Source organism: Herbaspirillum sp. Her4, from assembly GCF_057961335.1.
This window is the reverse complement of the sequence record NZ_CM176330.1, coordinates 598496-614289: the sequence shown is the minus strand read 5'-3', so window position 1 is coordinate 614289 and position 15794 is coordinate 598496. Positions and strand designations below refer to the sequence as shown.

General features: G+C 65.2%; 16 protein-coding genes. 4 read left to right on the top strand and 12 right to left on the bottom strand.

Annotated elements, in window-relative coordinates:
- Positions 1-24: 24 nt before the first annotated feature.
- The 9 genes from ACWFUC_RS02840 to ACWFUC_RS02800 form a co-directional block, all read right to left on the bottom strand.
- The gene (locus ACWFUC_RS02840; RefSeq protein ID WP_121040894.1) at positions 25-1284 is read right to left on the bottom strand and encodes a nitrate regulatory protein; all 1260 of its coding nucleotides are present in this window, start codon (positions 1282-1284) and stop codon (positions 25-27) included.
- A gap of 115 nt (positions 1285-1399) precedes the next feature.
- Positions 1400-2077 carry a YitT family protein gene (locus ACWFUC_RS02835; protein WP_489624046.1) on the bottom strand — a complete coding sequence of 226 codons (678 nt, stop codon included), beginning with the start codon at positions 2075-2077 and terminating at the stop codon, positions 1400-1402.
- A gap of 374 nt (positions 2078-2451) precedes the next feature.
- Positions 2452-3618, bottom strand: coding sequence for a porin (locus ACWFUC_RS02830; protein ID WP_489624045.1), 1167 nt, complete (start codon positions 3616-3618; stop codon positions 2452-2454).
- Positions 3619-3684: 66 nt separating this feature from the next.
- Positions 3685-4476 (bottom strand): cyclase family protein, encoded by a 792-nt coding sequence (locus tag ACWFUC_RS02825; RefSeq protein ID WP_489624044.1) that lies wholly within the window; start codon positions 4474-4476, stop codon positions 3685-3687.
- Between the two features lie 110 nt (positions 4477-4586).
- Positions 4587-5348 carry an ABC transporter permease gene (locus ACWFUC_RS02820; protein ID WP_489624043.1) on the bottom strand — a complete coding sequence of 254 codons (762 nt, stop codon included), beginning with the start codon at positions 5346-5348 and terminating at the stop codon, positions 4587-4589.
- Complete coding sequence (locus ACWFUC_RS02815) at positions 5345-6112, bottom strand: ABC transporter permease (RefSeq protein ID WP_489624042.1); 768 nt, start codon at positions 6110-6112, stop codon at positions 5345-5347. The genes ACWFUC_RS02820 and ACWFUC_RS02815 overlap by 4 nt, the downstream gene beginning before the upstream one ends.
- A complete protein-coding gene (locus tag ACWFUC_RS02810) occupies positions 6109-6945 on the bottom strand; it encodes an ABC transporter ATP-binding protein (RefSeq protein ID WP_489624041.1) in 837 nt (278 codons plus the stop codon). The genes ACWFUC_RS02815 and ACWFUC_RS02810 overlap by 4 nt, the downstream gene beginning before the upstream one ends.
- Positions 6946-6953: 8 nt before the next feature.
- Positions 6954-7889, bottom strand: coding sequence for an ABC transporter substrate-binding protein (locus tag ACWFUC_RS02805; RefSeq protein WP_489624040.1), 936 nt, complete (start codon positions 7887-7889; stop codon positions 6954-6956).
- Positions 7890-7969: 80 nt separating this feature from the next.
- On the bottom strand, positions 7970-8983 hold the full coding sequence (locus tag ACWFUC_RS02800; RefSeq protein WP_489624039.1) for a fumarylacetoacetate hydrolase family protein: 1014 nt from the start codon (positions 8981-8983) through the stop codon (positions 7970-7972).
- Positions 8984-9168: 185 nt separating this feature from the next.
- Here ACWFUC_RS02800 and ACWFUC_RS02795 point away from each other — a divergent pair, with 185 nt between their 5' ends.
- Entirely contained in the window at positions 9169-10068 is a 900-nt protein-coding gene (locus ACWFUC_RS02795; RefSeq protein WP_489624038.1) for a LysR family transcriptional regulator, read from the top strand.
- A gap of 57 nt (positions 10069-10125) precedes the next feature.
- On the opposite strand, the gene ACWFUC_RS02790 is transcribed toward ACWFUC_RS02795, so the two are convergent.
- A complete protein-coding gene (locus ACWFUC_RS02790; RefSeq protein WP_489624037.1) occupies positions 10126-11145 on the bottom strand; it encodes a GNAT family N-acetyltransferase in 1020 nt (339 codons plus the stop codon).
- A gap of 155 nt (positions 11146-11300) precedes the next feature.
- Between ACWFUC_RS02790 and ACWFUC_RS02785 the strand changes: the two genes are divergently transcribed.
- From ACWFUC_RS02785 to ACWFUC_RS02775, 3 genes are all read left to right on the top strand, one after another.
- A complete protein-coding gene (locus ACWFUC_RS02785) occupies positions 11301-12929 on the top strand; it encodes a sensor histidine kinase (RefSeq protein WP_489624036.1) in 1629 nt (542 codons plus the stop codon).
- Between the two features lie 12 nt (positions 12930-12941).
- Positions 12942-13625 (top strand): response regulator transcription factor, encoded by a 684-nt coding sequence (locus tag ACWFUC_RS02780; protein ID WP_134134346.1) that lies wholly within the window; start codon positions 12942-12944, stop codon positions 13623-13625.
- Between the two features lie 167 nt (positions 13626-13792).
- Positions 13793-14287 carry an SgcJ/EcaC family oxidoreductase gene (locus ACWFUC_RS02775; protein WP_489624035.1) on the top strand — a complete coding sequence of 165 codons (495 nt, stop codon included), beginning with the start codon at positions 13793-13795 and terminating at the stop codon, positions 14285-14287.
- A gap of 118 nt (positions 14288-14405) precedes the next feature.
- On the opposite strand, the gene ACWFUC_RS02770 is transcribed toward ACWFUC_RS02775, so the two are convergent.
- Positions 14406-14732: a LysR substrate-binding domain-containing protein gene (locus tag ACWFUC_RS02770; RefSeq protein WP_489625590.1), complete on the bottom strand. Its 327-nt coding sequence runs from the start codon at positions 14730-14732 to the stop codon at positions 14406-14408.
- Between the two features lie 73 nt (positions 14733-14805).
- Positions 14806-15735: an amidohydrolase family protein gene (locus tag ACWFUC_RS02765; protein WP_489624034.1), complete on the bottom strand. Its 930-nt coding sequence runs from the start codon at positions 15733-15735 to the stop codon at positions 14806-14808.
- Between the last annotated feature and the right edge of the window lie 59 nt (positions 15736-15794).

The window sequence follows — 15794 nt, the reverse complement described above, 5'->3', positions numbered from 1 at the left end:
ACCAGCGAGGGCAGGGAGGCCGGATCAGGCGTCCGGCAGGATCTCGGTCAGCGACAGGATCGCCTGCGCCACTTCGGCAATGCGCCGGTTCTGGTTCATCGCATGCTTGCGCAGCAGGCGATAGGCGGCCTCTTCGTTGAGACCCTGCTTCATCATCAGAACGCCCTTGGCGCGTTCGATGAGCTTGCGTTCTTCCAGGCTCTCGCGCACGGTGGCCAGTTCCTGGGTTAGGTTCTGCAGGCGTTCGGACTGGGTGCGCAGGATGTCGACGATGGATTGGGTCAGGTGCGGGCCCACGCCCGCGCTCAGCGAGCCGTCCGGCAACGGCTGGCCATCCAGGCCGGAGGCGAAGGCCGTCAGCGAGGCCAGCGGATCACGGTCATCGGCCTGCGTGAAGAACTGGCCCTGATGGTCCAGGTCCTTCTGCAATTCGCGGATCTTGTCCTGGCATTGCGACTGCACGTATTGCGCGAGATGGATCTCGACCCGATGCAGGCCATCCATGCGGGTGGAGCAGCACTGATACCAGGCATCGGCCAGCTCGGGATCCAGCGGCCGGCCGTGGGCGGTGAGCAGCTTGCGGCGCAGGCGTTCCAGATCGGCCAGTGGCAGCGTGGCCTGCATGGCGCTCCATTCATTGCGGAAGCCTTCGGCGAAGGATTCGAAACGGCGCAGGGCCTGTTCCTGCATCTCGATCTGGGTCTCGATGGTCTGTTCCTGTTCGCGCGTGATTTTGCCCGTGACGAAGGCGGCAGCGCCGGCGGCCCGTTCGCGGCCGGCAAATTCCTTGCCTTGCATCAGGTTGAACAGCGCCACCAGCAACCGCGAAATCTGCGGATCCACCGCCACGTCAGCGGCTTCGAATACCAGCGCCAGCAAGGCACCCACCACGGTCTTGAAGCGCTCGTAGCTGGCCGCCGGGGTGCAGGCCAGTGCGGCCACATCGGCGCGCAGCTTGGGCAGCCCGTCCAGCGCGTGCAGGGCGAAGGCGATGCGGGTATAGAGGCGAGCGCCGTTGGAGAGGGCGTTGTCGGGGACGGTGGAGCCGAGCCAGGTGTCGAACTCGCACTGGGCCGCCTGGCTGGCGGCCACGCGCTCCTGCCAGGCCTGCGCATCCCGCTCGCCGCGCGAACCGAGATAGATGTTGGACAGGCCGCGTTCCTGCTGCAGGCAATGGATGAGCTTGCCCACGGTCAGTACCAGCTGGCAGGTGTGTGCCAGGCGTTGCAGTTCTTCCGCTTCGCAGCGGCGGGCGGTGATCAGGTAGTTCAGGACTTGGCTCATGGCGGGCAGGGCTAAGAATCACAATGGCTGGCCGCATCGCGAGCAAGATTCGTGCGATGCATGGATGTCCCGGATTGTAATGGAATCGCCCCGCCCGGCGCTTCCCCTGCCAGCGCTAGCGGGCGATATACCACTCGTAGCGGTGATTCCACGCCACGAACAGGTTCATCGTGATGGCGCCGACCAGCGAATAGAACACGCGATCCATCGGCAGGAACAGCGCCGCCGTCGCAAACAGCGCCAGGTCGAAACCCATGAGCAGCCAGCCGGCCTTGAAGCCGGTGCGCTCTTGCACATAGGTAGCCAGGATGCTCATGCCGCCGCAGCTGGCCTGGTGGCGGAACAGGCCGATCAGGCCAATGCCCACGCACAGGCCGGCCAGCACGGCACCCACGGCGGGATCGAGGTGGCTGTAGCTGATGTAGTTGCCGGCCACGTTGGTCAGGACCGACACGGCTGTCACGGCCGCCAGCGTGCGCCAGGTGAAGGCCGCGCCCATGCGCAAGGCGGCCAGCAGGTAGAAGGGCAGGTTGATGAGGGTAAAGGCCATGCCGAAGCTGATCCCGGTGGCATAGGTCACGAGGAAGGCCACGCCGGCGATCTGGCCGATGATCAGGCCCAGGCTGTGCAGCATGGACATGCCGAAGGCGATCATCACCACCCCGAAGAGCTGGCCCTGCAGGTTGTCGATCCAGCTGTGGCGCACGGCCGGGGTGGCAGGAGGCGTTGCGCGCGCAGCAGGCGCGGAGGCAATCGGCGAGGAGGGCGAGGAATTCGCAGTGGAAGTCGTCATGGCAATACCAATCATCAATCGTGGATAACGAACGCGTCACGTCAATGGCTCAGCCGGCGGGTAAGCCGGATCGGCCATCGGTGTGCGGCTGCCTTCTGTCGTCGGCAGCCGCCGCTGGGGCGCATGGTAAAGGATTTGTTGCAGTGCGGCGATAGCCGGATGAGACGGCGCGGCGCCGCTGCAACACTTCCCGTCATGCAGGAAATGTGCCAATGCAAAAAAAAGCACCAACGCGGCGGAATTCACCGTGCTGGTGCAAAGAGATGACTCAGGAATGCGCAAGGCGGAACGGACTTGTTGCCGTTTGCCATTTATCTGTGCCAGAGATCAATGAGCTGTCGATGATCGATCTGGCGCATGAGCGGAAAGCGGCCTCAGAAGCGATGCCGGATCCCCAGCGCCAGGCTGTTGCCATTGTCGAGACCGGTGTACTGGTCGCGCATGACGATGCCGTAGAGATCGGTACGACGCGAGATCTGGTAGTCGTAGCCCAGCGAGACCGTATTGCGCACCGGGTTCACGCCGGTGGTGGCGGCACTGGCCGGTGGCCGTGCGAAGCCGGTCACGATGGTGTAGGGCGACACGCCCGCCGGCAGCGAGATGTTGGAGTGCGCCCAGGACAGCAATACCTTGCCCTGACCCAGCGGTACGCTGCTGCCCAGTTGCCAGGTCTTGAAGACGCGGTCGCCGTTGGCGACATCGAAGACCTGCCGCGTCTGCTCATATTGCGCAAACAGTTTGGCCAGGCCCAGGTCGTAGCTCAGGCCACCCATCCAGGAGCTCTGGCGGGTTTCGTTCGGAGCCACCCCCGGGGCCTGGTTGACCAGCAGCGAGGTGGTATCGCGCTCATAGGACAGGGTGGCTCCAAACGGGCCATTGGCATAGAACAGCGCGCTGCTGATGCGGTTCTTGCTGCTGTCGCCGGCCACCTCGCCCATGCCGTACTGGAGGCTGGCGCGCAGGCCGCCCATGTCCGGTGACTGGTACTGGATCATGTTGTTCATGCGCGTGTCGGCCCCGCCGGCTGCCGAGCCACCGCTCATCGGCGGACTGCTGATGGGGAACTGCCCGCCGGTGAAGGTATGCAGGAAGATGGGCGAGAATGCCGACGAATCCCCGAAGGGATTGAAGGCGATCAGCGAGATGAAGTAGGGCGTGGACCCGCTGCCGGCTTCCAGCTTGCCGAAGTCACCCGACAGACCGACACGCGCGGCCCGCCCGAACAGAACGCCACCGCCGGTATCGCCGGGGAAGCGTCCCGAGGCACCGGTATCGCTGCTGAAGAAGCCGTTCAGATCGAACACGGCCTTGAGATTGCCGCCCAGATCTTCGGCGCCGCGAAAGCCGATGTTGGACGAACTCATGCCGCCCTCGTTGACGACGCTGGTGCGATCCCGTCCGGCCAGCTGCGTGCTGCCGAGATAGGAATCGATGGTGCCGTAGACCGTCACCGTGGATTGCGCCCGGCAGCCCGGGCTGGCTGCGCTGAGCAGGAGGGCGGTGGCGGCCAGTATCAGTTGCCTTGGTGTTGTCTTCCCCATGAAGTGTCTCCTCTGATTGTTGTCGGGGTGGTCGGACAGGTCTTCTCCTTGCGGAGCAGGAAATCTCTATCCCTGTTGCAGCAGGGGATCGAAGATGGCGACGGCGCGCGTCCAGCCGGCGGAGGCGCCGCGGATCTTGACCGGGAAACAGGCCACGTGGAAGCCCTTGGCCGGCAATTGCTCCAGTCCGCCCAGCTTTTCGAGGTGGCAGTAACCGATGTCGCGTCCGGCCTTGTGGCCTTCCCAGATCAGGCTGGCATCGCCGGTCTCCTTGAATTTCTGCGCGGTATGGACGAAGGGCGCATCCCAGCTCCAGGCATCGGTGCCGGTCAGGCGCACGCCGCGTTCGAGCAGGTACATCGTGGCGGCGTAACCCATGCCGCAGCCGGCACGCACGTACTCCGGCGAACCATAGCAACTGCCGGCGCGGGTATTGACCAGCACGATCTCCAGCGGCTGCAGAGTGTGGCCGATGCGGGCCAGCTCGGCCTCGACATCGGCGGCCTGCACCACGTAGCCATCGGGCAGGTGGCGGAAATCCAGCTTCACGCCCGGCTGGAAGCACCAGTTCAGGTCCACTTCATCGATGGTGATGGCACGCTCGCCATGGTTCATGGTGGAGGCGAAGTGATAGGGCGCATCCAGATGGGTGCCGTTGTGGGTGTTGAGCCTGACGTCTTCGACCGCCCAGGCCTCGCCGGCGGGCAGGTCTTCCTGGCGCAGACCGGGGAAGAAGGGCGCAAGCTGGGCATAGCTCATCTGGTGGTGCGTGTAGTCGATGCGCGGATTGAGACCGGGCGGGTCGGACATCACATCGTTTTCGAGATGGATGGAGATATCGACGAAACGTCGGGTCATGGCAGGCTCCTGGAAAAATTGGCGTACAGCGGCCCTGCCGGCCACACACGGGACGTGACCGGCCAGGCGGGAAAACGCGGATTGAGTCGGGTGAGATCAGTCGGGCCGCGTCAGCGGCGCCAGCGCAACAGGCTGCGTTCAAGGGCATCCAGCAACAGGCTGCTGGCAAATCCGATCAGCCCCAGCAGCACCACTCCGGCAAACAGGTCGGCCGCACGGAAGGAGCGGGCCGCCTGCAGGATGGTACTGCCCAGGCCATCCTGCGAGGTCAGCATCTCGCCTACCACCGCCAGGATCAGCGAGATGGTCAGCGACAGGCGGATGCCGGAGAGCGCATCGATGAGGGCGTTGGGCAAGCCGATCTTGAGGATGAAGGCACTGCGTGACAGACCCAGCATGCGTGCCACTTCCTGCAGGCGCGGCTCGATGCTGGCAAAGCCGTGCACCGTGGCCAGCAGTACCGGCCAGATCGCGCCGAAGGCAATGACGAACAGCACCATCGCCGGCGACAGACCGAACAGCGCGATGGCCACCGGAACCAGCGCCGAAGCCGGCAGGGGGCGGATGAATTCCAGCGAGGGTTGCAGCCAGGCGCGCAGCGCCGGCGACACGCCGATGGCCACCCCCAGGGCAATGCCCAGCAGCGAGGCCAGCAGCCAGCCCAGGATCATGCGCTCGATGGTGCCTGCCGTCAGGCGCGCCAGCTCACCGCTGCGCCAGCCCTCCAGCAGGCTGGCCAGGGTGGCCAGCGGACTGGGGAGGAACACCGGCGAAATCCATTTCATCTGCGCCGCCAGACCCCAGGCCAGTACCAGCAACAGTGTCACGGCAGCACTGCCGGCCCAGGTCCATGTCGTGGAGGAAGGTTTCATGCCGGCTCCTTGGAAGGACTCAGGTTCATGCGGAAGACGCGGCCTTGCAGACGCAGCATGGCGCCATTGAGCGCCCAGCCCAGGCAGCCGATCCAGAGCAGCATGGCCAGCATGTCGGCCGGCTGCAGGTTCTGTTGCGCCATCATCATGGCGTAGCCCAGGCCGTGCGGATTGGCGGCGATTTCCACCGTGATCGAGACCACCAGCGCAATGCCCGTCACCAGCCGCAAGGCGTTGAAAATACGCGGGGCGGCGGCGGGCAGGATGATCTTCAGGCAGGTCTGGCGCGCGCCCAGACCCATCACCTTGGCCACTTCCAGCAAGCGCGGCTCGACCTGCGAGACGGCCGCCCGCGTGAGCAGCAGCATGGGGAAGAAGCAGCTGAAGGCCACCACCGCGATCTCCATGCGGTAGCCGAAACCGAAGATCATCATCGACAAGGGAATCAACGCCACCGAGGGAATCGGCATGAGCAGCTGCACCGTCATGCCGGCCAGCCGGGCGCTCAGGCGCGACAGCCCGAACCAGATCCCGATGAGCAAGCCCACCACGCCACCGAGGGCGACGCCACCAAAGGCGGCCCCCAGGGTTTGCAGGCTGCCTTGCCACAGGCTGCCGCTGGCTGCCGATCCGGCCAGCGCGGTCAGCACTTCGCTGGGCATGGCCAGCGCCTCGCTTTGCGTGGGTGACAGCCGCATGGCCAGTTCGGCCAGCAGCGCCAGTGCCAGCGGCACGGCCAGGCCTTTGAGGGCGGAGATCTTCATTGGCTGTGCTCCTGGATGAAGTCGAACAGGTAGCGGCGCAGGCGCAGGAATTCCGGCAGTTCGCGCGTGGTCAACTGGTCGCGCGGGCGCGCGATGTTCACCGCGATGTCATCGGCCACGCTGCTGCGGGCCGCGCCCGGATTGGCGCGCAGGGCGATGACCCGGTCGCCGAGATAGATCGCCTCTTCCAGATCGTGGGTAATGAACACCACCGTGGTACCTGTCTCGGCCACGATGTGGCCCAGTTCGTCCTGCAGGCTCTGGCGGGTCATCGCATCGAGCGCACCGAAGGGCTCGTCCATGAGCAGGATGGCCGGTTCCTGCGCCAGGCAGCGCGCGATCTGCAGGCGCTGTTGCATGCCGCCGGAGAGTTGCGTCGGGTAGTGATCCGCATGCCGGGCCAGCCCGACCTTGGCCAGCAGTTCCTCTATGCGGAGTCGGCGCCGGGCGGCCGGAATGGCCGCTGCTTCCAGTGCCAGGCTGACATTGCCGGCCACGCTGCGCCAGGGCAGCAGGGCCTTGGCGTAATCCTGGAAGACGATGGCCACGTCCCGCGCCGGGCCGCGGACCTGCTGGCCGTTGCGTCTGATGCTGCCGCCGGCCGGGCTTTGCAGCCCCGCCAGCAGCCGCAGCAGGCTGGTCTTGCCACAGCCCGAGGGGCCGATCACGCAGACGAACTGGCCACGGGCAATGGAGAGATCGAGGTCATTGATGACGCGTCGGCCGCCCAGGTCCAGGCAGACCTGGTCCAGGCGCAGCACCTCCTGCGGGGCGCGTGCGGCCAGCGGACCGGGGGCGAGATTCTTGTCGAGGGTGATGACGGAGGCTTGCATGGCAGCTCCTACTTGATGACCACGGTGGAGAAGTTCGGCAGGGTCTTGAACATTTCCTGCTGCTGCATGGCGTTGGTCCAGAAGCTCAGGCGTTCCTGCGAGATCTCGGCCGACAGGCGCGGCACCGGCAGCTGTTCGAGTACCGCCGATGGCACGCGTACGTACTTGCCGATGTCCTTGCGCATGAGTTGCGGATTCTGCTGGGCCAGCACGCAGGCTTCGGCGATGGCCTTGCGGAAGCTGGCCAGTGCGGCCGGATTCTTGCCGGCCCATTGGCGCGTGGCGGCGTACAGCAGCACCGAGAAGCCATCCGGAAGATCACGCGAGAGATGGGCCATGACCGTGCCGGTACCGGACTGCACGATGCGGCCCATGAAGGGATCAGCCACCACCGCCGCATCGATGGTGCCGCCCTTGAGCACGTCATTCATCTGCGGGAAAGCGACCTCGACGAAACTGACCTTGCGGTAATCCACGCCCTTCAACGCCAGCCAGCGGCGCACCAGCACGTGCAGCGCGCCACCCAGGCCGGGCACGCCGACCTTGCGGCCGACTAGGTCCTGCGCGCTGTGCAGGGTGCTGCCGGCCTTGATCACGATGCCGGGATTGTCGCTCTGGCTGTCGCTCAGGCTGGCCCCGGCCACGGCCACCAGATCCAGGCCGCTGCTGGCGGCCTGCAGCAGCACGCTGGGCGCCACGCCACCGATCTGGATCGAATCCGATTGCAGCGAGGGCGGGATGTTGGAGGTCAGCGTGATGAGCTGCAGGTCCACATCCAGCCCGTGTTTCTTGAAGATGCCTTCTTCCTTGGCCACATAGGCGGCAGCGAAATCGGAAATGGCGGTGTAGCCGACGATGATCTTGTCCTCGGCGCGGGCCACTTGCACCCACGACATCAGCATCACCAGGCCAGCCAGGAACAGCACTTTGTTGAGTTGTCGCACGACGGTCTCCTGCTTGTTTTTTATATAAATGATTTGCCAGATTCGCATAGTGTCTGCACGGCTTGCGCGGCCGTGCGGCGTCATTGTGCGGCCACGATGCGATTGCGCAGCACGCCGATACGCTCCACTTCCAGTTCGATGACGTCACCGGCCTTGAGGAAGCGACCGTGTTCCAGCCCGCAGCCCATGCCTTGCGGGCCCGAGCAGGTGCCGGAACCGAAGAATTCGCCGGGATACAGGGTCTCGCTGCGGGAGACGTATTCGATCACCTCCTCGAAGCTGAAATACATGTCACGTGAACTGCCGCGCGAGACTTCCTCACCATTGATGCGGGCCGTCATGCAGAGGCCATAGGGATCGGGGATCTCATCGGGCGTCACCAGCACCGGGCCGATGCTGTTGCCGGTGTCGAAGTCCTTGCCCTTGGCAGGTCCCAGGCGGCCTCCCATTTCCTTGCCCTGGATGTCACGTGCCGAGAAATCATTGAATACGGTATAGCCGCCGATATGCTGGCGCGCCTGCGCAGCAGGGATGTCACGACCGCCCTCGCAGAGGTAGATGCCGAATTCCAGTTCGTAGTCGAACACCCGGGTGTAGCCCGGCACGACCACATCGGCACCGTGGCCGACCACCGAGAAGCGGTTGCCCTTGTAATACACCGGGCGTTCGTACCAGGTCCGGTTCTGTTTCTTGGCCTGGCTCGCATCGCGTCCGAAGCGGCGTTCCACCCAGCGGTCCAGTCGGGCGCGCCAGGGGGACATGCCGTACTTGCGGGTGGCGTTGATGACGTGCTGCTCGAAGTTCATGAATTCGCGGATCGATTCCGGGCGCGGCACCGGCGAGAGCAGTGCCACCCTGCCCGGATCGCGCAGGCAGTTGTCCGGGCGCTCGCTGAGGGCGAAGTCCAGCGCCCGGCTGGCGGCCTCGCGCGCGGCCCCGGCACCGTCGAGGAAGGCCAGCATGCTGGCCAGATGGGGATGATTCTTGCCGTTGCGCAACTGTTGGGCGGCCTGCAGGCGCACCAGTACGCTGTTGCCTTCGGCCAGGGCGCCGATTTCCACGCCGGTGTCATCGATAAAACTGACCAGTCTCATGTCTCGTCCATGGTTGTCGCCACCGGCAACGCGGGCCTGCACGGCGGCGGTTTGCTTGTTGTGGCACTGACTATAAAGGACAGGGATGTTTCTGAAAAATCGTTTGTTTCGAAACTTGCATTCGGTATCATCGAAAGCTCAGAGCGCCCGCAAGGCGCCTTCCCATCCCGCCGAGGAGACCACACATGCATTACAAGGGACTGGACCTGAACCTGCTGCTGGTACTGGACGTGCTGCTCAAGGAGCGCAGCGTGACCCGTGCCAGCCAGCACCTGCACCTGAGCCCGTCGAGCGTGAGCGGGGCGCTGGCACGGCTGCGCGAGTATTTCGACGACGAGCTGCTGACCCTGGTCGGGCGGCGCATGGTGCCCACCGCGCTGGGTGAGCGCATTGCCGCCTCGGTCAGCGACATTCTGGTGCAGGTGCAGGCCACCATCGACATCAAGCTCGATTTCGATCCCGGCACGGTACGCCAGCATTTCACGATCATGATGTCGGACTATGTGTCCACGGTGGCCATGGCCGATGCGCTCAAGCAGGCCATGCAGGCCGCGCCCGGTCTGAGTTTCGAGCTGGTGCCGCCGAGCGACGCCCATGGCGAGGCGCTGGACCGGGGCGAGATCGATCTGCTCATCATGCCGGAGAACCTGATTTCGTCGCAGCATCCGGCGGTGGTGCTGTTCGAGGACAGCTATGTCTGCCTGGCCGACCGCGACCATGCCGCCTTTGGCGAGCACATCAGTCTGGAGCAGTACCTCAGCCTGGGACATGTGATGGTCAAGGCCGGCGCCTTCCGCGGCCTGCCCCACAGCGACATGGTGCTGGCCCGCAAGAAGGTGGAGCGCCGCATCGAGGTCAGCGCGATCACCTTCAACTGCGTGCCGCGCTACGTAGTCGGTACGCAGCGTATCGCTACCGTGCAGAAGCGACTGGCCGAGCAATACCTGCGCTGTCTACCCTTGAAGATGGTGCCGCTGCCATTGGAAATCCCGCCGCTGGTGGAAATGATCCAGTGGCATCGCTACAAGGAAAACAATCCGGTGCTGATGTGGCTCATTGCGCAGTTGCGGGCGACGATCCGCTGAGGGATTCATCTCTGGCATCGATGAATCGACCGCGATTGATCTCCTGCATCGTGATGATCAGAGCGCCATGCTCCATACCCTGGCATGCCGGCCCGCACCGTAGTAATCCATCATCCAGCCGTGGCCGGCATCGAAAAGATGGTCGTAGAAACCCCAGCTGGCGCGATAGCGCGGCCCGCTGTTGACCACCAATGTGGTGGCCCCGGCCGCACGTGCCTCATCGCAGACGGCTTGCAAAAGCGCACGACCGATTCCCCGTCCGCCCATGGCATCGCGGTGCACGAAGACATTGAGCAATTCGAGCGCGCTCCCTTGTCCCTGCGTATCCAAGGCGAGATGGCTGCTGATGCGCGCATCCGAACCCGACAGCGCCATGCAGCCCAGCGCGACGCCCTGCGCGTCACGCGCCACCAGATAGCTGCGATAGCGCCCATCAGCATCCCGTGCGCCGTTCATGCATTGCCGGATGGCGGCGATATCGGCCTCGACCACGCTGCCATCGTGCAGATCGCGGACATGCTGGCGCAGGATCGTATCGAGCGCGGGCAGGTCGGCGTGCTCCAGCCAGCGTATGACGCAAGCTTCAGGTGCATGCGCTGCGGTGGCGTCTGCAGACCGGGGATGCTCGTAAAGGATGTCCCATTCTCCCTCGCCGGCCTGCACGAAGCCGTGGCGCTGATAGAAGGCATTGGCAGGGCTGTCGCGCAGTGCAGCCAGTTGCACGCTGCAGCCATGGCGGCGGGCATCGGCCAGGATGCGCCTGAGCACCTGTGCACCGAGGCCACCGTGCTGGAAGTCCGGGTGCAGATACAGGTGACGCAGGCGCAGGGTATCGGTCTGTCGCTCCAGCACGAAGAAGCCGGCGGCCTGGCCCGCCTGCATGATGTGGAAAGTCGCTTCCGGCACGAAGCCGCTGGTGAAGCGTTCGCGCGCCCGTTGCGGATCGAAGCGCCCGATCTGCTCCAGGCTGGGACGCATGGCGGTGATGCGCAGGGCGACCAGGTGGTCGAGATCCGAGGGGAGGGTTTGCCGGAACAGCGCCAGCGGGGCCAGGCGGAGCAGGGGAGAGCGGGTCATCTTGCGGGACCGGGGGCGCGGGCATCGGTCAGGTGGTAGCGGGGCTATCAGCATACCCGTGTCGGGGCTGGCGTGCCGGCTGCGGGCAGCCGTGATCTTGCGGTGATCTGTTCCGTGTACACTCCACGTTCCCTGCCCCTCCTCGTGCATCGCTCATGTTTCGTCTCAGGCTTTCTCTCGCCTTTGGTTTGCTGGTCGTGCTGGTCTGCGTGCAGGCCGGTTTCGTCTATTGGGGTGCCAACCGCGTCAATGACTATGCGCAGCACAGCCGGCTGGCCAGCGACATCCAGTCCGAGCTGCTGGAACTGTCCGCCAACAAGCAGCGCTTGCGCGTGTGGGCTTCGCAGCAGCTGATGGATGCCGATGCCTCGCCCGAGGTACGCGACCGCCTGCTGGCCGGCATGCAGGAGAGTGCCGCGCGCCTGCAGCAACTGGCACGGCGCGACATCACGCTGTGGACCGAGATCGCCGCGCGCGACCAGGTGCCGATCCCCGCCGATGTCGAACAGCTGGCGTCGGTGGCTGACCTGCTGAGCGACAACATCGCCGCCGTGCAGACCCGCCTGCTGGCCCTGGCCCCCTTGCGGGGCGATGCCGAATTCTCGGGCGTCTGGCGCGAGATCAATCAAGTCTTCGACATGGCGCGCGGACGCGACCTGCGCGAGCTGCTCAACGGAGCCATCGAGCGCCAGCGCAAGGCGGTGCCGATTGCGCGCCTGGCCACCGAACGCGGCCTGGACCGGGTACGCACCCAGGCCATCTTCATGGTCATCATGACCTTGCTGGGAGCGGCACTGCTGGCGCTGCACCTGGGACGCCGCCTGCAACGGCCGCTGGAACGCTTGCTGGATGGCGTGCGCGCCTTGCGCGCGGGCCAGCTCGATCATCGTGTACCGGTCGGTTCCGGCGATGAATTCGATCGCGTCGCCGAGGGCTTCAATGCCATGGCCGCCGAACTGCAGCAGCACCGCGCCGATGCCGATGCCGCCCGGCGCCGGCTGGAAGAGGCCGTGGAGGCGCGCACCGGCGAACTGCGCCATGCGCATGAAACCCTGCAGCACATCGACCTGCGGCGACGCCAGCTGTTCGCCGATCTCGGCCACGAATTGCGTACGCCCACCACCGCCATCCGTGGCGAAGCCGAGATCGCCCTGCGCGGCGCGGACAAGTCGGCGCAGGAATATCGCCAGGCCCTGCAGCGCATCGTCGAAGACAGCAAGCAGCTCACCGGCCGCATCAATGACCTGCTGCTCATCGCCAAGGCCGAAGCCGACCAGATCGTGATGCAGCCGCAGCCCATCCAGCTGCACGAACTGCTCACCGATGCGGCCGACGTTGCCGAAGCATTGGGCGCGGACAATCAGGTGAGCGTGCAGCGCCTGCCTTTCCCCGAGGCCGATGCCTGCTGGCTGATGGCGGATGCCGAGCGCCTGCGCCAGGCCATCGTGATCGTGCTGGACAATGCCATCCGCTATTCCCCGCGCGGGGCCGTGGTGAGCGTGCAATGCCTGCAGCAGCCGGATCGGGTGCAGATCTTGATCACCGACCAGGGCATCGGCATCGATGCCGACGAATTGCCGCAGGTCTTCGAGCGCTTCGTGCGCGGCCGCCGTGCGCGGGCGCATCGGGCCGACGGGACCGGCATCGGGCTGTCGATCGCGCGCGCCATCCTGCATGCGCATCAGGGGGAGATCCGTTTGCAGAGCACACCCGGAGAGGGGACCTGCGTCACCATCGACTTGCCGCGCCATCCCGCACCGATATCCGGCAGCCGATACCACTGATCCTGCATCACCATGAACATCCTCATCATCGAAGACGACGCCCGCGTGGCCGATTTCCTCTCGCGTGGACTGCGTGCCGAAGGCTACCGCGTACAGCATGCGCGCACCGGGCCGGACGGCCTGCAGCTGGCCCGCGAAGGCGAGCATGCGCTGCTGTTGCTGGACGTGATGCTGCCCGGCATGACCGGGCTGGAACTGTGCCAGACACTGCGCGCCGAGTGCAATCACGTCCCCATCCTGATGCTGACGGCGCTCAGCGATGTCGACGACCGCGTCGCCGGCCTGCGCCTGGGCGCGGACGACTATCTCACCAAGCCCTTCGCCTTCGAGGAATTGCTGGCCCGCATCGAGGCATTGCTGCGTCGCGGACGCGAGCAGCGCACCGTGGCGACCGTGCTGGAAGTGGCCGATCTGGTGCTCGATCGCGAGCGCATGCAGGTCACGCGCGCCGGCAAGCCCATCACGCTCACGGCCAAGGAACTGGCCTTCCTGGAATTGCTGATGAGCGCACCGGGCCGGCTCTACAGCCGCGAGCGCATCCTCTCCAACGTCTGGGGGGCCAACGAGGATCCGCTGACCAACATCGTCGACGTCTACATTCGCCGCCTGCGCAGCAAGATCGACGAGGGCCACGATCTGCCCCTGCTCAAGACCGTGCGCGGACTCGGTTATCGCCTCGACGACCAGCCTGCGTGAAGGGCCGGCCAGCGGCCGCCGTTCATCTTGCGTTCATCTTCCGCTCAGCGAGCCTTCATGGAAATCGCGGGTTGAGGTTCATCTCGCCTCTCCAGAATGGTGTTGCGCCGTCTTCGTGGCGCGGTGCCGGAGACGGCATCTGAACCAGACCCCTGAGAGGAAACCTGATGAACTATCGTATCGCCATCCCCCTGTTGACCCTGGCCGGTTTTGGCATCGCCACCGCCCTGCCGGCTGCGGCTCAGACCGCAGCGGCCCCACAGCCTGCCAGCGCCTGCGCGGCCGCCACCCCGAAGCAGATCGAAGCCTTGTTCGATCGCTGGAATGCCTCCCTGCGCACGGGTGATCCGGACCAGGTCGTGGCCAACTATGCTGCCGACGGCGTGCTTCTGCCGACCGTCTCCAACCAGCCGCGCACCAACCCGGCCGAGATTCGCGACTATTTCGTGAAGTTCCTCAAGAGCGGTCCGCAAGGCACGATCGACAGCCGCATCGTCAAGATCGGCTGCAACGTGGCCCAGGACGTCGGCACCTACACCTTCAAGTTCGCCGATGGCAAGAAGGTGCAGGCGCGCTACACCTATGTCTATGAGTGGCAGGACGGCAAGTGGCTCATCGCCCACCATCACTCCTCGGCCATGCCGGAGCAGGCGATTCGCTGAGGGGCATTGCCGGGTCAGCGGATCACGATAAATCGCTCCGCTGGTTCGTCCTGCTGTCATCGCCAAGACGAAGGGAATGGGCATGCGCCGCAGGGCGGACCAGCGTGCGTCTTGCCCATCAGTCCAGCGCGGTCCCGCGAATGATCTTGATCAGCCTCAGTGCCGCCGGCGAAAGATAGGTATCGCGCCGGTAGCTCAATCCCATCCGGCGCAGCATCGTGGTTTCCTTCAATACCACTTCGCGCAGGTGATTGCGTCCGGCCAGCAGGTTCAGCTTGGAAGCAAAGCCCAGCAAATTGCTGCGCTCGATGAGCGGCATGATCATGTTCAGCACCGTCGGGGTGATCTGCACCGTGGGACGCGACAGGTGATGACGGTCGAAGACGTTGTCCAGCCACTGCCGGCTCAGTACCGATTGCGCCGGCAGTACCCATTGATACTCCAGCAGATGGCGCGACCGGCAGCTACGCCATGGCCTTGCTTGCGCAGGCGGCTCTTTTGCATTGCGTGTCGCGGTTTCAGGAAAAACCGAACAAACTCGCCGGATTGCTCACCAAGATCTGGTGGCGCAGCGCCGGATCGGGGGCCCAGGCGGCCAGCAGGTTGAACAGTACGGCGTCATCCGGTTTGATCTTTTCGGTGGGATGCGGCCAGTCGCTGCCCCACAGCGTGCGCTGCGGTGCCGCCTGCAGATAGGCGCGCGCCAGCAGGCTGGTATCGGGATAATCAGGCGGCCCCTGCAACGTATCGGCATAGGGCTCGGAGAGCTTGATCCAGGTATTTCCCTTGGCGAGCAGGCGCAGGATGGCTTGTGCGCCGGGATGATCCAGTCCTTGCGGCTGCGGGACGCGGCCCAGATGGTCGATCACCACCGGGGTGGGCATGCCGGCCAGCACGGCTTCATGCTCGGCGATCTGCGTGCCCGACATCAGCACCAGCACATGCCAGCCCAGCGGCGCGATGCGCTTTGCCGTACGCAGCAAGCGGTCCACGGTCGTGATGCCCCAGCTTTGCGGCGAGAGGAAGTTGACCCGCACGCCGCGCACACCCAACTGATCCATCTCCTTCAATTGCGCCAGTTCCACATCATCGTCGATGACCACGATGCCGCGTGCCTGCGCGCCGAACTGGGTGAGTGCGTCGAGCAGGCAGCGGTTGTCGCTGCCATAGGTGGAGGGCTGGACCACCACGTTGCGGGCGATGCCGAGCTTGGCCATCAGGCGCCGGTAGTCGGCCACGGTGGCGCCGTCGGGGCGGCCGCCGCACCAGTGCGGCGAGACCGGGAAGCGCGCGTCATAGATGTGGTGATGGCTATCGCAGGCCCGTGCTGGCGCCTTGAGCCGGGGTGGCTGGTCGCCGGCGGAGTTGGGAATGGACTGGGCGATGGCCGAGCGCGCTGCAGTACAGGCGAGCAGGCTGGCGGCCAGGAATTGTCTTCTGTTGACCATGGGTCTCCTTGCATTGTTGTTGTCGGGACGGCCGGGGCGCATCAGATCAGAGGGCACCA

Bases quoted from the DNA above. Each gene is read 5' to 3' on its own strand.
- ACWFUC_RS02825 (WP_489624044.1), bottom strand. From the start codon at position 4,476: ATGACCCGACGTTTCGTCGATATCTCCATCCATCTCGAAAACGATGTG.
- ACWFUC_RS02765 (WP_489624034.1), bottom strand. From the start codon at position 15,735: ATGGTCAACAGAAGACAATTCCTGGCCGCCAGCCTGCTCGCCTGTACT.
- ACWFUC_RS02840 (WP_121040894.1), bottom strand. From the start codon at position 1,284: ATGAGCCAAGTCCTGAACTACCTGATCACCGCCCGCCGCTGCGAAGCG.
- ACWFUC_RS02800 (WP_489624039.1), bottom strand. From the start codon at position 8,983: ATGAGACTGGTCAGTTTTATCGATGACACCGGCGTGGAAATCGGCGCC.
- ACWFUC_RS02775 (WP_489624035.1), top strand. From the start codon at position 13,793: ATGAACTATCGTATCGCCATCCCCCTGTTGACCCTGGCCGGTTTTGGC.
- ACWFUC_RS02815 (WP_489624042.1), bottom strand. From the start codon at position 6,112: ATGAAGATCTCCGCCCTCAAAGGCCTGGCCGTGCCGCTGGCACTGGCG.
- ACWFUC_RS02785 (WP_489624036.1), top strand. From the start codon at position 11,301: ATGTTTCGTCTCAGGCTTTCTCTCGCCTTTGGTTTGCTGGTCGTGCTG.
- ACWFUC_RS02780 (WP_134134346.1), top strand. From the start codon at position 12,942: ATGAACATCCTCATCATCGAAGACGACGCCCGCGTGGCCGATTTCCTC.
- ACWFUC_RS02790 (WP_489624037.1), bottom strand. From the start codon at position 11,145: ATGACCCGCTCTCCCCTGCTCCGCCTGGCCCCGCTGGCGCTGTTCCGG.
- ACWFUC_RS02835 (WP_489624046.1), bottom strand. From the start codon at position 2,077: ATGACGACTTCCACTGCGAATTCCTCGCCCTCCTCGCCGATTGCCTCC.
- ACWFUC_RS02810 (WP_489624041.1), bottom strand. From the start codon at position 6,945: ATGCAAGCCTCCGTCATCACCCTCGACAAGAATCTCGCCCCCGGTCCG.
- ACWFUC_RS02830 (WP_489624045.1), bottom strand. From the start codon at position 3,618: ATGGGGAAGACAACACCAAGGCAACTGATACTGGCCGCCACCGCCCTC.
- ACWFUC_RS02795 (WP_489624038.1), top strand. From the start codon at position 9,169: ATGCATTACAAGGGACTGGACCTGAACCTGCTGCTGGTACTGGACGTG.
- ACWFUC_RS02820 (WP_489624043.1), bottom strand. From the start codon at position 5,348: ATGAAACCTTCCTCCACGACATGGACCTGGGCCGGCAGTGCTGCCGTG.